At 58.0% G+C, this 14388-nt stretch carries 16 protein-coding genes and 2 pseudogenes; 7 read left to right on the top strand and 11 right to left on the bottom strand.

Translation table 11 applies throughout. The features are described 5' to 3' along the window. Nucleotides 1-327: 327 nt before the first annotated feature. The 11 genes from npr to CINSTRO3249_RS00930 form a co-directional block, all read right to left on the bottom strand. Nucleotides 328-600: a PTS phosphocarrier protein NPr gene (npr, locus tag CINSTRO3249_RS00880; protein WP_011410059.1), complete on the bottom strand. Its 273-nt coding sequence runs from the start codon at nt 598-600 to the stop codon at nt 328-330. After that, nucleotides 597-1451 (bottom strand): RNase adapter RapZ, encoded by an 855-nt coding sequence (rapZ, locus tag CINSTRO3249_RS00885; protein WP_074011782.1) that lies wholly within the window; start codon nt 1449-1451, stop codon nt 597-599. Before rapZ ends, npr begins: the two co-directional genes overlap by 4 nt. Nucleotides 1452-1543: 92 nt before the next feature. Beyond that, complete coding sequence (gene ptsN, locus CINSTRO3249_RS00890) at nt 1544-2023, bottom strand: PTS IIA-like nitrogen regulatory protein PtsN (protein WP_074011783.1); 480 nt, start codon at nt 2021-2023, stop codon at nt 1544-1546. A 105-nt stretch (nt 2024-2128) separates the two neighbouring features. Further along, entirely contained in the window at nt 2129-2416 is a 288-nt protein-coding gene (gene hpf, locus CINSTRO3249_RS00895; RefSeq protein WP_011410062.1) for a ribosome hibernation promoting factor, read from the bottom strand. Nucleotides 2417-2439: 23 nt separating this feature from the next. Beyond that, the gene (gene rpoN / locus CINSTRO3249_RS00900) at nt 2440-3873 is read right to left on the bottom strand and encodes an RNA polymerase factor sigma-54 (RefSeq protein ID WP_074011784.1); all 1434 of its coding nucleotides are present in this window, start codon (nt 3871-3873) and stop codon (nt 2440-2442) included. A gap of 47 nt (nt 3874-3920) precedes the next feature. Further along, nucleotides 3921-4646: an LPS export ABC transporter ATP-binding protein gene (lptB, locus tag CINSTRO3249_RS00905; protein WP_074011785.1), complete on the bottom strand. Its 726-nt coding sequence runs from the start codon at nt 4644-4646 to the stop codon at nt 3921-3923. A gap of 15 nt (nt 4647-4661) precedes the next feature. Further along, the gene (lptA, locus tag CINSTRO3249_RS00910; RefSeq protein WP_074011786.1) at nt 4662-5213 is read right to left on the bottom strand and encodes a lipopolysaccharide ABC transporter substrate-binding protein LptA; all 552 of its coding nucleotides are present in this window, start codon (nt 5211-5213) and stop codon (nt 4662-4664) included. Continuing rightward, nucleotides 5182-5760 (bottom strand): LPS export ABC transporter periplasmic protein LptC, encoded by a 579-nt coding sequence (gene lptC, locus CINSTRO3249_RS00915; protein WP_074011787.1) that lies wholly within the window; start codon nt 5758-5760, stop codon nt 5182-5184. Before lptC ends, lptA begins: the two co-directional genes overlap by 32 nt. Continuing rightward, nucleotides 5757-6320 carry a 3-deoxy-manno-octulosonate-8-phosphatase KdsC gene (gene kdsC / locus CINSTRO3249_RS00920; protein ID WP_074011788.1) on the bottom strand — a complete coding sequence of 188 codons (564 nt, stop codon included), beginning with the start codon at nt 6318-6320 and terminating at the stop codon, nt 5757-5759. The genes lptC and kdsC overlap by 4 nt, the downstream gene beginning before the upstream one ends. A gap of 14 nt (nt 6321-6334) precedes the next feature. Then, entirely contained in the window at nt 6335-7321 is a 987-nt protein-coding gene (gene kdsD, locus CINSTRO3249_RS00925) for an arabinose-5-phosphate isomerase KdsD (protein ID WP_074011789.1), read from the bottom strand. Nucleotides 7322-7353: 32 nt separating this feature from the next. After that, nucleotides 7354-8310: a calcium/sodium antiporter gene (locus CINSTRO3249_RS00930; protein ID WP_074011790.1), complete on the bottom strand. Its 957-nt coding sequence runs from the start codon at nt 8308-8310 to the stop codon at nt 7354-7356. Between the two features lie 248 nt (nt 8311-8558). Here CINSTRO3249_RS00930 and mlaF point away from each other — a divergent pair, with 248 nt between their 5' ends. From mlaF to murA, 7 genes and pseudogenes are all read left to right on the top strand, one after another. Continuing rightward, complete coding sequence (mlaF, locus tag CINSTRO3249_RS00935; protein ID WP_074011791.1) at nt 8559-9368, top strand: phospholipid ABC transporter ATP-binding protein MlaF; 810 nt, start codon at nt 8559-8561, stop codon at nt 9366-9368. Nucleotides 9369-9376: 8 nt separating this feature from the next. After that, nucleotides 9377-10159, top strand: coding sequence for a lipid asymmetry maintenance ABC transporter permease subunit MlaE (gene mlaE / locus CINSTRO3249_RS00940; protein WP_074011792.1), 783 nt, complete (start codon nt 9377-9379; stop codon nt 10157-10159). Nucleotides 10160-10163: 4 nt separating this feature from the next. Next, a pseudogene (gene mlaD / locus CINSTRO3249_RS00945) lies at nt 10164-10660 on the top strand (outer membrane lipid asymmetry maintenance protein MlaD); the annotation flags it as partial. A 373-nt stretch (nt 10661-11033) separates the two neighbouring features. After that, nucleotides 11034-11671 (top strand): annotated as a pseudogene (mlaC, locus tag CINSTRO3249_RS00950) (phospholipid-binding protein MlaC). Further along, nucleotides 11664-11972, top strand: a complete 309-nt coding sequence (mlaB, locus tag CINSTRO3249_RS00955; protein ID WP_074011793.1) for a lipid asymmetry maintenance protein MlaB — start codon at nt 11664-11666, stop codon at nt 11970-11972. Before mlaC ends, mlaB begins: the two are co-directional and overlap by 8 nt. Nucleotides 11973-12480: 508 nt before the next feature. Next, complete coding sequence (ibaG, locus tag CINSTRO3249_RS00960; protein WP_074011794.1) at nt 12481-12735, top strand: BolA family iron metabolism protein IbaG; 255 nt, start codon at nt 12481-12483, stop codon at nt 12733-12735. Nucleotides 12736-12788: 53 nt separating this feature from the next. Further along, on the top strand, nt 12789-14048 hold the full coding sequence (murA, locus tag CINSTRO3249_RS00965; protein WP_074011795.1) for a UDP-N-acetylglucosamine 1-carboxyvinyltransferase: 1260 nt from the start codon (nt 12789-12791) through the stop codon (nt 14046-14048). Nucleotides 14049-14388: the final 340 nt, after the last annotated feature.

Consider the following 14388-nt stretch of genomic DNA (forward strand, 5'->3'; position numbering starts at 1 on the left):
CTGCTCGGGCGGCTGGGTTACATCCCTCCTACTGAAGCCGAAATGAACTATTACGCTTTGCAATTAGCATCAGAGGAAGCGGCGTAGTATTGCCAAAATTACTCTCTAATAAACTCGGGGTTATTCAATACAGCCTAGAAGCGGCAAGGCTTATATCTTATAAATGTTATTATTACCTCGGACTGGGATTGAAATAATAACCAAGTTCAAGGCCAAAACAAGAAGCAGAATAAGAAAGGGGGAATTAAAAATAGTGAATCAATATGAAAAAAAAAGTAGACTTAATGCAACGCCCAACGCCAATACATGAAGCTCAAGGCGAAGGCATCAGTCTTCGTCGAAGCCAGCGTTAAACAGTTCGATCACCGCCGCCAGCGCCGCGACCTCGTCCGGCCCGGTGGCCTCGACTTCGATCATCCGCCCTTTGGCGGAATCCAGCATCAGCAAACCGATCACGCTGCTGGCCTCCGCCTCGGTACCGCTGTCGTTACGCAGCATCACTTCGGCATCGAAACTTTGTACCAGTTCAAACAGCTTCATTGCCGGCCGGGCATGCATACCCAGACGGTTTTTAATCTCTACCGTTTGTTTGACCGTCATGATTTGCGTTTTTCCAGAGTGCGGTGGCGGGACTGAACATTCTTGCCGCGAGAGCGAAAATAGTCCGCCAGCTGTTCGGCGATATACACCGAACGGTGTTTACCGCCGGTGCAGCCTATCGCCACCGTGAGATAACTGCGGTTATTGGTTTCCAGCATCGGTAGCCACAGCTCCAGATAGCTGCGGGTCTGATAGATAAAATTATGGACTTCGGTATGGCGATCCAAAAACGCCGCCACGGGGCGATCCAGGCCGGTCATCGGTCTGAGCTTGGGATCCCAATGCGGATTGGGCAGAAAACGCACGTCGAACACGTAATCGGCGTCGATGGGAATGCCGTGCTTGTAGCCGAAGGATTCAAACACCATGGTCAGTTCCCGCTCGCGCTTGCCCAACAGGCGGGTACGTAGCATCTCGGCCAGTTCATGTACCGACATCTCCGACGTGTCGATCACCAGATCGGCGCGCGAGCGCAGCGGCTCAAGCAGCGAGTCCTCTTCATCGATGGCGCTTTCCAGCGACAGGTTGCGGGCTGAGAGCGGGTGCAGCCGGCGGGTGTCACTGTAGCGGCGGATGAGGGTATTGCGATCGGCGTCCAGAAACAGCAACTGCGGGGCAAAGGCCTGCGGCAGGTTATCCATGGCCTGTTCAAAAATCTCCGGCGATTCGGGCATATTGCGCACGTCAATGCTCACCGCAGCGGAGATATTGCTCGCCGCCAGCGTGCTGGCCAGCTGCGGCAGCAGCACCACCGGCAGGTTATCAACGCAGTAAAAGCCCATGTCCTCCAGCGCGCGCAGCGCAACGGATTTACCTGAACCTGATCGACCGCTGACTATCATCAGCACCATGACGATACACCCCTCTGCCTTGCTTATTCATCCTCTGGCGATGCGGCCATGCCTCGCCCAACCTATCCCGCTTCCAGGACGGCGCCGCGGCGTCAGTCGCCGTCTTCCGTTTCGGTCATGATTTGATACAGCTCCTCATCGCTTTGCGCGGCGCGCAAACGGCGGCAGACGGTTTTATCCGCCAGCCGCTTGGCCACCAGCGACAGCGTGTGCAAATGGACTTTGCACTGCTCTGCCGGCACCAATAGCGCGAACAGCAGGTCCACGGGCTGATTATCGATGGCGTCAAACGCTATCGGCTGTTCAAGCCGGATGAAGACCCCGACCGCGCGCAGCGTGTCTTCTTCCAGCTTACCATGGGGAATGGCGATGCCATTGCCAATACCGGTACTGCCCATGCGCTCGCGCGTCAATACGGCGTCAAACACCACTTGCGGCGCCAGGTTAAGTTGTTTCGCCGCCAGTTCGCTGATAATTTCCAGCGCTCTTTTCTTGCTCTGGCAGTGAACGTCGCTGCGGGTACATTCAATGTTTAACACTGAATCGATTTGCATTGCTGTATCGTTCGTCATTTCGGGTCACTTAGGCGCTGGTTAACCTTTAAGACTCATCGGCCCGTTACCGTAGGGATAACGAGCAGATGTCAGGTTTAGGTAGCGTTGTCGGCTACGGTTAAATTAATATTGTTTCAGCTTCTCTTTATGCTTGTTCAACTGCCGCGTGAGTTTATCGATCAACAAATCGATGGCGGCATACATATCATCCGCTTCCGCAGTCGCGTGCAGCTCACCGCCGTTGAGGTGCACCGTCGCTTCGGCAATCTTCTGAACTTTCTCGACCTTCAGGACAATATAAACCTGATTGATGCGATCGAAGAACTGTTCCAGCTTCGAGAATTTTGTCGTTACAAATTCCCGTAAGGCGTCGGTGATGTCAACATGCTGTCCGGTAATGTTCAGCTGCATAGTGTCTTCCTTCTCTGTAGAGGTCAAACCAATTGTTTTCGCTGGTTCGACGGCGGGATGGATAAAGACTCTCGGTACTTCGCTACGGTACGCCGCGCCACCATGATACCCTGCTCGGAAAGCAGGTCGGTGAGCTTACTGTCGCTAAGCGGCTTCGCCGGGTTTTCCGCGGCGATTAATTTTTTCACCAGCGCGCGGATAGCCGTTGAGGATGCTTCGCCTCCCCCTTCGGTATTGACGTGGCTTGAGAAAAAATATTTCAGTTCAAAGATGCCGCGTGGGCTGTGCAGATATTTCTGGGTGGTGACGCGCGAGATCGTGGACTCGTGCATATCCACCGCCTGGGCGATGTCCGCCAGCACCATCGGCCGCATAAACTCTTCCCCCTGTTCAAAAAACGCCATCTGCCGCTCGACAATACAGCGCGTCACTTTAAGCAGCGTTTCGTTGCGGCTTTCCAGACTTTTAATCAACCAGCGCGCCTCTTGCAAATGGCTGCGGATAAACTGACCATCCGCATCGTTGCGGGTGTTGCTGCCCAGGGCCGCGTACTGCTGATTGATGCGCAGCGCGGGAATGCTGTCGGTATTGAGCTCCACCACCCAGCGGCTTTGCAGTTTGCGCACCAGCACGTCGGGGATCACGTATTGCGACTCGCCGGTGTTGATGGACTGCCCCGGACGCGGATCCAGCGACTGAATCAGCGCCATGGCCGGTTTCAGGACATCCTCTTTCAGCTTAGTCGAACGTAGCAGGGTGCGGAAATCATGGCTGCCCAGCAGGCTGAGATAATCGCTGACGATAAGCCGCGCCTCGGTGAGATAAGGCAAATCGGCCGCGAACTGCGAGAGCTGAATCAGCAGGCAGTCGCGCAGATCGCGTGCCGCCACGCCGACCGGATCGAAGCGCTGGATGCGTTTTAGTACCGCTTCCACCTCGTCCAGGGTGACGTTTTCGTCGCCGATGCTGTCGAGAATATCATCCAGCGGCACCGTCAGATAGCCGGTGTCGTCCACGGCGTCGACGATGGAGGTGGCGATCGCCCTATCGGTATCGGAGAAAGGAGTAAGCTCTACCTGCCACATGAGGTAGTCCTGCAGGGTCTGGGTGGTTTCACCCTGATAGACGGGTAATTCTTCGTCGCGATAGTCGGTACCGGTTCCAGAGGGCGTCCCGGCGGAATACATCTCGTCCCAGGTGGCGTCCAGCGGCAGCTCTTCCGGCATGTCCTTTTGTTCCATCGCCTCGCGGGTGTCGAGCGATTCGCTGTCGGGCGCGTCGTGTGCGTCGACCTCGTCATGTAAATCGGCCTGTTCAAGCAAGGGGTTATTTTCCAGCGCCGTCTGAATTTCCTGCTGGAGTTCAAGCGTGGACAATTGCAACAGACGGATAGCCTGTTGCAGCTGCGGGGTCATGGCTAACTGCTGACTCAGCCTGAGTTGTAAACCTTGCTTCATAAAATGCGTCAACTATCCTCACGAACCACGGCAATAACGCCACCATATCAGAGGCGGAACTCTTCGCCCAGATAAACCCGTTTGACCTGCTCGTCGAGCATGACGTCGGCCGGGGAGCCGTGGGCGATGAGCTTGCCCTGGCTGACGATATAGGCCCGTTCGCACACGTCGAGCGTCTCACGCACGTTATGGTCGGTGATAAGCACGCCAAGGCCGCTGTCGCGCAAATGTTCGATGATTTTTTTGATATCGATGACCGAAATCGGATCGACGCCGGCGAAGGGTTCGTCAAGCAGGATAAATTTAGGATTGGCGGCCAGCGCCCGGGCGATTTCTACCCGGCGTCGTTCACCGCCGGACAATGACTGGCCGAGGTTGTCGCGCAGATGGTTGATATGAAACTCTTCCATCAGCTCTTTTGCGCGGTCGTTGCGCTGTTCGCGGGTGAGATCATGGCGGATTTGCAACACCGCCATCAGGTTGTCGAATACGCTCAGGCGGCGGAAGATCGAGGCTTCCTGCGGCAGGTAGCCAATTCCGCGGCGGGCGCGGGTATGCAGCGGCAGGAGGCTGATATCGTCATCATCGATGACAATACGCCCGGCGTCGCGCGGGATGATGCCTACTACCATGTAGAACGTGGTGGTTTTGCCCGCCCCGTTAGGCCCCAGCAATCCCACAATTTCGCCAGAGCTTACCTTCAGGCTGACGTCTTCCACCACGCGGCGCCCTTTATAGGCTTTAGCCAAATTTTCTGCGATTAATGTTGCCATGGATCTTATACCCGATTATTTGGCCGATTTCGCCGGCGCCTTGGCGCCGCTTTTATCCTGCAGCTGCGCCGGTACCAGTACGGTGGTGACCCGTTTGCCTTTGTCGCTGAACGCCTCCATCTGCTGTTTCTTGACCAGATAGGTTATGCGATCGCCTTTCACGTTGCTGTCCAACTGCTCCAGATAGGCATTGCCCGTCAAGATAATCAGATCGTTGGCGGTTTCGTAGCGCACCTTCTGCGAATGACCGCGTACCGGCTTGCCATCGTCCTGCAACTGATAGAAGGTGACCGGATTGCCGTAACCTTCCACGACTTCGTTACCGTCCTTGCCGTCGGGACGAGTGATGACCACCTTATCGGCGCGAATATCGATTGAACCGCGCTTGACCACCACATCACCGGTAAGGGTTACGGTATTGGTCGCCATATCCACCGCCTGCTGCGCGGAGTCGATATGAATCGGCTGCTGGTTGTCGCTGGTCAGCGCCTGCGCCTGCGCACTGGCCAGCATTAAGCCGCCGGCCAGAAGCAGGCTAGGGCGTACGTTGTGAATTCTGGATTTCATAAGAGGTCTTAACCTTTTCAATCAACTCGGCGGTCTTGTTGCGCAGATTGCCGCGCATCTTCATGCCGGTGGAGTTAAAGCCGGTACCATATAAGGTTACCTCATCATCCGAGGAGACGTCCTGCGTGACCAGGTTAACCACCGCGTTATCTGTTGTTATGCGTTTAAGCTGTGAGGCATCGTTCAGGCTGTCCACCTGAACATGGCCATACAGGTAAAGCATCTTGTCCTGGGTCAATTTGGCCTTATCGGCCTTCACCGTCCAGGTCGGCACTTTGCTCTCATCGAACGTAGTGGCGACCGGCCGGGTAAACCAGGTGATCTGCTGCTCGGCGAAATGATTCACGTGATCGGCCACCAGCTTGTAATTGAGCCCCCCCGCCGGGTTATAAACCACCGTGGTGGTATATTCGCTCTGATAGGTGGGCTCGCCGGTGTTCACCGGCGTCTGGGCCGGCGACGTGTCGGTATCCGCCAGGTTCCAGCCGATAAGCACCAACACCAATAATCCCAGCAGCGCCGTGGTCCAACGCGTTGTCTTGCTCATACCGACTGCCCTTTGGCATCCTCCAGCTTTCCCTGTGCCAGCAGCAGCAGGTCGCAAACTTCCCGCACCGCGCCGCGACCGCCGGCAATGCGGGTAACGTAATCGGCCCTGGGCCGCAATAGCGGGTGCGCATCCGCCACCGCCACGCTCAGGCCGACCTGGTCCATGACCGGGGCATCAATCAGGTCGTCGCCCACGTAGGCGACCTGTTCCGCCGTTAACTTAAGTTTACTCAGAAGCGCTCTAAAGGCCAAAGTCTTATCCGATTGCCCCTGGTAAAGATGCGTAATGCCAAGCGTGGCGCAGCGGTCCTCCAGCAGCCTGGCCGAGCGGCCGGTAATAATAGCGACCTCAATGCCTGATGTCAGCAGGCAGCGAATGCCGTAGCCATCGCGCACGTTGAACGCTTTAAGCTCTTCACCATGATTGCCCATATAAATCAGGCCGTCGGACATGACGCCATCCACATCGCAAATCAACAGACGGATAAGCCGGGCGCTTGCCAGCACCTGCAGCGCTACCGGCCCGTAGCATGTGTCGACGGTGGGGGTCTGTTGCATGACGTTGTTCCTTGTTATATCACGCCGGCGCGTAGCATATCATGCATATGCACGACACCTAATAGATGGTCATCTTGCGCCACCAGCAGCGAAGTGATGTGGCGCGCCTGCATGAGATTAAGCGCTTCCACCGCCAGGATGTCGGGCGCGACGCGTACGCCGCCCGGGGTCATGACATCGGCGATACGCGCCTCTTTGAGGTCAATGTCCATATCGAACACCCGCCGCAAATCGCCATCGGTAAAAATCCCGACGATGACGTTGTGCGCATCGCAAATCACCGTCATGCCGAGGTTTTTGCGGGTAATCTCCAGCAGCGCATCGCGCAGCGAGGCCGTGCGGGCGGTCAGCGGCATTTCATCGCCGCTGTGCATGATATCGCTTACGCGCAGCAGCAGTTTGCGTCCTAATGCGCCGCCCGGATGGGATAAGGCGAAATCCTCGGCGGTAAAGCCCCGCGCCCGCAGCAGCGCCACCGCCAGCGCGTCGCCCATGACCAGCGCGGCGGTAGTGCTAGCGGTCGGCGCCAGGCCCAGCGGGCAGGCTTCTTCCGGCACATGTACGCACAAATGAATTTCCGCCGCTTTCCCCATCGTACTTTCCGGTTTGCCGGTCAGGCAGATGAGGGGGATGTGCAGACGTTTGAGCACCGGAATCAACGCCAGGATCTCGTGGGATTCGCCGGAGTTCGACAGCGCGATAACGATATCCTGCGGCGACACCATGCCCAAATCGCCATGGCTGGCCTCGCCGGGATGGACAAAAAACGCCGGCGTACCAGTACTGGCGAAAGTGGCGGCCAGCTTGCGGCCGATATGGCCGGATTTGCCCATGCCCATCACCACCACTTTGCCGGCGCAGCGAAACAGCGCTTCGCAGGCGCGGCGAAAATCGTTGTTAATATATTGATCCAGCTGCGCCAGACCCGCCCGCTCAATAGCGAGAACTCCCTTGCCGGCGGCGATAAAGTCAAAGACCGGCGCTAATGTATTCTGCGACATAAACATATCCTGATTATTCGCGGCGCAGGGAGCTAGATTAATAGCACCGCGAGATAGGCGATGAACCCACACACCAGCAAGGCCCCCGACAGACGATTTATCCGGCGCCGTTTGCGCAGGCACAGGGCGGCGAGGATCACGCTCGCCGCCAGCATGACCCAATAATCGCGGGCAAAAGCAGCGGGATTGAACGGGCCGGGGGAGAGCAGCGCGGGAACGCCCAGCACAATAACACTATTGAAGATATTGGAGCCAATAACATTCCCCAGCGCAATATCATTTTCTCCCTTGAGCGCGCCGGCGACAAGCGTCGCCAGCTCCGGCAGGCTGGTGCCGATCGCCAGCACCGTCAGGCCGACCACCAGATCGCTCAGGCCGAAATAGCGCGCCAGCACGCTGGCATTATCGATCACCATCCGCGCCGAGATAGGCAGAATAATAAATGCCAGCACCAGCCACAGGACGGCGACGGTATTGTTGCTATCCTGCGGCAGCTCCGCCAGTTGTTCGCGGGTTAGCGTGTCGCTGCCCTCGCGCAGCGCCAGCCGGGAGATGGTCACAATAATCATTAAATAGCCCGCCGCCGCCGCCAGTAGCAGGACGCCGTCCAGCCTGCCCAGACTGTGGTCCGCCAGCAGCAAGCCGCACAACAGGGTAATCAGCAGCAAGAGCGGCAGCTCGCGCCGCACGATCTCGGAGCGGAAGGTGACCGGGCGGATAAGCGCCGCGCCGCCGACGATCAGCATGATGTTGATAATGTTGGAACCCAGGATGTTGCCGACCGCCATGTCAGTCTGGTTGTTAAGCGCGGCGGTAACCGACACCAGCAATTCCGGCAGCGAGGTGCCGAAGGAGACGATGGTACAGCCGATGAGCCAGGGCGCAACGCCGAGCGAGCGGCTTAACACGGCCGCACTATAGACCAATCTGTCCGCGCCATAAACCAATAGAATGAGGCCAATAATGCATAATGACGTGGCAAAAAGCATGATAAATCCTTGGCTTGAGCAAAAACCTGTTCCGTTGGCGCATCATAGCCCTTAAAGGGAGACGAAAGGCGGACAATAAACGCAAACTGGCATTAATTTTGACCGTCTAACGGCTAAAAGTAAAACGCGACGATAAAGTTATCCGCGGCGACGGGCCTGATTGGTCGAGAAAAGTTCGATGAAATGGTCTGCTTGCTTTACTATCATCACTGCAGACCGTGGGTGTAGGAAGAAAAGGGCAGTCAACTATGAACCAGAGCGACAACCTGGTCGAGATTCGCGGATTAAGCTTTCGTCGGGGCGATCGCGTTATTTTCGATAATATCAGCATGCAGTTTCCGCGCGGTAAAGTAACGGCGATCATGGGACCGTCGGGCATCGGTAAAACAACGCTGCTGCGCCTCATCGGCGGCCAGTTGCCGCCGGACAGCGGCGAAATTTGGGTAGACGGCGACAATATACCCACCTTGTCGCGCCGCCGGCTCTATGAGGTGCGAAAAAAAATCAGCATGCTTTTCCAGTCCGGTGCGCTGTTTACCGACATTAACGTCTTCGAGAATGTGGCGTTCCCGCTGCGGCGGCATACGCGTTTGCCGGAGCCGGTGCTGCGCAGCACGGTGCTGATGAAGCTTGAGGCGGTGGGGTTGCGCGGGGCGGCATCGCTGATGCCGGCCGAGCTGTCCGGTGGTATGGCGCGCCGTGCGGCGCTGGCCCGGCCTATCGCATTGGATCCCGAGCTGATTATGTTCGATGAGCCGTTTGTGGGACAAGACCCGATCACCATGGGGGTGCTGGTCAAGCTCATTGACGAGCTGAATCATGCGCTGGGCGTTACCTGTATCGTGGTGTCGCATGACGTGCCGGAGGTCTTGAGCATCGCCGATTACGCCTATATCGTGGCCGAGCAGCATGTCGTGGCGGAAGGGACGCCGGCCAGCCTGCGTGACAATCAGGACTCGCGGGTGAGGCAATTTCTCGACGGTATTGCCGATGGGCCTGTTCCCTTTAACGTTCCCGCCGAAGATTATCAGACCCAGCTATTGGGCGCAGGGAGTTAACCTTAGTCATGGTACGAGAAGCAATTGCGTCCTTCGGACGCCGGGGGATCAACATCTGCCACGGTTTTGGCCGGGCCGGTGTCATGCTGTTTAATGCGCTGATAGGCAAACCGGCGCTGCGCGAACAATGGCCGCTGCTGGTCAAACAACTGTACGGCGTCGGTGTATTATCGCTGGTGATTATTATGGTGTCCGGCCTGTTTATCGGCATGGTGCTGGGATTGCAGGGTTACATCATTCTCACCACCTACAGCGCGGAATCCAGCCTGGGCATGCTGGTCGCGCTGTCGCTACTGCGCGAGCTGGGGCCGGTGGTGACCGCGCTGCTGTTTGCCGGCCGGGCGGGCTCGGCGCTTACCGCCGAAATAGGCTTGATGAAGGCCACCGAGCAGCTTTCCAGCCTGGAGATGATGGCGGTGGACCCGCTGCGCCGGATAGTGGCGCCGCGTTTTTGGGCCGGCGTTATCAGTATGCCGCTGCTGACGGCGATTTTCGTTGCGGTCGGCATCTGGGGCGGCGCCGTGGTCGGTGTCGAATGGAAAGGAATCGACAGCGGCTTCTTCTGGTCCGCAATGCAGGGCGCCGTGGACTGGCGGCAAGATTTGGTAAACTGTGTCATCAAGAGTGTGGTTTTCGCTATCACCGTCACCTGGATTGCGCTGTTTAATGGTTACGACGCAATCCCGACCTCTGAGGGGATAAGCCGCGCAACCACTCGCACGGTGGTGCACGCTTCGCTGGCGGTGTTGGGATTGGATTTTGTGCTGACGGCACTGATGTTTGGGAACTGAGTGAATGCAAACCAAAAAAAGTGAAATCTGGGTCGGCGCGTTTATGATTATCGCCCTTTGCGCCATCGTGTTTCTTTGTTTGAAAGTGGCGGATATCCGTTCGATGAGTAATGCGGCAACTTATCGGATCAGCGCTTCTTTCGACAATATCGGCGGTCTTAAAGTGCGCTCGCCGGTGCGGGTCGGCGGGGTGGTTATCGGCCGGTCGCGGATATTACCCTCGATCCTAAAACCTATACGCCGAAAGTCACCATGGACATCGAACAGACCTATAATCATATACCCGATACCAGTTCCCTGGCGATCCGTACCTCGGGCCTGTTGGGGGAACAGTATCTGGCGCTGAATATCGGTTTCGATGATCCAGAAATGGGCACCTCGATCCTGAAAGACGGCGGTGTTATCCAGGATACCAAGTCGGCCATTGTGCTGGAGGATCTGATTGGTCAGTTCCTCTACAAAAGCGGCAGCGGCGACAACAATACCGCCGGCGCGGACAAGACTAACGGCGCCGATAACGGCAATGGCTCAGGCCAGACCAACGGTGCTGATAACGGCAGCGGGTCCGGCACGGGCCAGACCAACGGCTCTGATGGCGGCAATGGCTCCGGCCAGACCAACGGCGCCAATAGCAACAATGGCTCCGGCGCGGGCCAGACCAACGGCGCTGATAACGGCAGCGGGTCCGGCGCCGGCCAGAGTCGCAGCAACGGCGGTGCGGTCGCGCAGTAGCGTTCTCCCCGCGGTCGGATAGGTTTTACCGCCGGCCGTCGCCTTATCATTGATACCGGGCGATGCGCGTTTGTCGTCAGCGTCGCCACCCGGTTGTCCCGCCCCGCCAGGCGCGGCGGCGCAACCCTAACAGGAGAAATGCATGCTTAAACGTTTATTCATAGTGGCGCTGCTGGCGATTGCGCCGCTGACACAGGCTGCCGATCAGACCAACCCTTATCGTTTAATGAATGATGCGGCGAGCAAAACTTTTACCCGCCTGAAGAATGAACAGGGCAAAATCCATCAGGATCCCAATTATCTGCGCACCGTCGTGCGTGAAGAGCTGCTCCCCTATGTGCAGGTGAAATACGCCGGCGCGCTGGTGCTGGGGCGCTATTACCGGGAGGCGACGCCGGCGCAGCGCGACGCCTATTTCAAAGCGTTCCAGGACTATCTGGAACAGGCTTACGGCCACAGGCGCTGGCGCTTTACAGCAACCAGACCTACCAAATCGCGCCGGAAAAACCGTTCGGTGATGCCACGATTGTGGCTATTCGCGTGACAATTATCGACCAGGGCGGCCGGCCGCCGGTGCGCCTTGATTTCCAGTGGCGTAAAAACAGCGTCTCTGGCAACTGGCAGGCCTACGACATGATAGCCGAAGGGGTCAGTATGATTACCACCAAGCAAAACGAGTGGGCTTCCACGCTGCGCACCAAGGGCATCGACGGGCTGACTCAGCAATTGCAGGCCGCCGCCAGGACGCCGATTACTCTGGATAAGCAGCGCAATGGCTGAGGGACTGAGCTGGCGTACGCAGGGGCAAACGTTAATCCTGCAAGGAGAGCTGGATCGCGACACGCTGCTAACACTCTGGCAGCAACGGCAGCCGTTGCTTGACGGTGTCCGTTTCCTGGATGTCTCCGACCTGCGGCGCGTCGATTCCGCCGGGGTGGCGCTGATGCTGCATTTTTATCATTATCAGCAGCAGCGGGGCGCTGTGCTTGCGCTTACCGGCGTCACCGATAGGCTGCGTACGCTTATCGCGCTGTACAAACTGCAGGCGATCCTGCCCTGCACGCCGGCTGTGGGCGCCTGACCCATCACTGCGGCGCCTCGCATGCTGCATTGACAGGCTGTCGCGTCACTGTGGCGCGTCGCATGCTGCGATGACAGGCTGTCACTGTGGCGCCTCGCACGCTACGTTGACAGGCTGTCGCGTCGCCGTGGCGTCTCGCACCCTGCGGTGACAGGCTGTCACTGCGGCGCCTCGCATGCTGCGATGACAGGCTATCGCGTCACCGTGGCGCCCTCGCACCCTGCGGTGACAGGCTGTCACTGCGGCGCCTCGCATGCTGCGATGACAGGCTGACGTATCACTCCGCCGGCATCACACGTACCGTTATCATCCCTGCTTTTTTGGCAAACGTCGCGCACGATGCTTTAACAGGTCGTCGCGGCGTCTCTCCGCTGCCTTGTCTACCGTCATAGTGATCCCGGGCGGGGCGACGTAAAGAATCGCGGTTAATTGCTTTGCCTGTTCCCGAGCGCGGCGGATTCCTCTAAGATAGCGGTCTGATTCCCGACCCTGAAAAGACAGAATTTATATGGAAACAAGTGAAATCAAAGCGGTGCTGATGAAAGCCCTGGCGTTGGACGAAGCCCACGTAAGCGGCGACGGCAGCCATTTTCAGGTTATTGCGGTCAGTGAGCAGTTCGCCGGCATGAGCCGGGTAAAAAAACAGCAGACGATATATGCGCCGCTGATGGAGTATATTTCCGATAACCGCATCCACGCCTTATCGATCAAAGCCTACACCCCCGACGAGTGGCAGCGCGATCGCAAGCTGAACGGTTTTTAAATGTTGACCCTGGCGGCCAACAGCCTTCCCGTTAAATACAGAGAGCAGTCGTAATGGATAAATTTCGTGTCCAGGGTCCTACCCGGTTAAGCGGCGAGGTCACCATTTCGGGCGCCAAAAATGCCGCCTTGCCGATTCTCTTCGCCGCGTTGCTGGCGGAAGAACCGGTTGAGATACAGAACGTTCCCAAGCTAAAAGATATCGACACCACCATGAAACTGCTCGGCCAGCTCGGCGCCAGAGTTGAACGGAATGGGTCGGTGCATGTGGACGCCAGCAACGTTAACGTTTACTGCGCGCCCTATGAGCTGGTGAAAACCATGCGTGCGTCGATTTGGGCGCTGGGGCCGCTGGTGGCGCGTTTCGGCCAGGGGCAGGTCTCATTACCGGGCGGCTGCGCCATCGGCGCGCGTCCCGTGGATTTGCATATCAGCGGCCTGGAGCATTTGGGCGCCACCATCAAGCTGGAAGAAGGCTACGTCAAAGCCTCGGTGGACGGCCGTTTGCGCGGTGCGCATATCGTTATGGATAAAGTCAGCGTCGGCGCCACGGTAACGATTATGAGCGCCGCGACATTGGCGACCGGCACGACCATCATTGAAAACGCCGCCCGCGAGCCGGAGATTGTCGACACCGCCAATTTCCTTATCACGCTCGGCGCGAAAATTAGCGGCGCCGGTACCGATAAAATTACCGTAGAAGGGGTTGAGCGTCTCGGCGGCGGCGTCTATCGCGTACTGCCCGATCGCATTGAAACCGGCACTTTTCTGGTGGCGGCGGCTATCTCTCGTGGTCGCGTGGTGTGTCACGCCACCCGCCCCGATACACTGGATGCCGTACTGGCCAAGCTGCGCGAAGCGGGCGCGGATATCGCCGTCGGCGACGACTGGATAAGCCTGGATATGCACGGTCAGCGTCCGAAAGCGGTTACGGTGCGCACCGCCCCGCATCCCGGTTTTCCCACCGATATGCAGGCGCAGTTCAGTCTGCTTAATCTGGTAGCCGACGGGACCGGCGTAATAACCGAGACCATTTTTGAAAACCGTTTCATGCACGTCCCCGAACTGATTCGGATGGGGGCACACGCGGAAATCGAAAGTAACACCGTTATTTGCCACGGGGTTGAGACGCTGTCGGGCGCACAGGTGATGGCGACCGATCTGCGCGCCTCCGCCAGCCTGGTGCTGGCCGGCTGTATCGCCGAGGGCGTAACGGTGGTGGACCGCATTTATCATATCGATCGCGGTTACGACTGCATCGAGGAAAAATTGCGGCGTATGGGCGCCAATATCGAACGGATCAGCGGCGAATAAAGCCGCGCTGCCGCTTTGCTCACGGGGGCGCGCGCTGCGGTTTGGCGTCTCGCTCGCCGGGGCGGCCTTGGTGGCTTGATATCTTACTGGCCGGGGCGGTCTTGGTGGCTTGATGTCTTGCTCGCCGGTGCGGCTTTGGTGGCTTGATGTCTCGCTCGCCGGGGCGGCCTTAGTGGCTTAATGTCACGCTCGCCGGGTCGGTCTTGGTGGTTTAGCGGCCGGCACGGCCGTAAGCCGCTTGTCGTCCGCCATGCTACCTTCTGCCGCTCGCCCTATGCTGCCGCCGTGTGCCAGCGGGCCGAGCGCTTTACCTGCCACTATGCCCTGCCGCAGCCATAAC

Source organism: Candidatus Sodalis sp. SoCistrobi, from assembly GCF_900143145.1.
Taxonomy (GTDB): domain Bacteria; phylum Pseudomonadota; class Gammaproteobacteria; order Enterobacterales; family Enterobacteriaceae; genus SoCistrobi.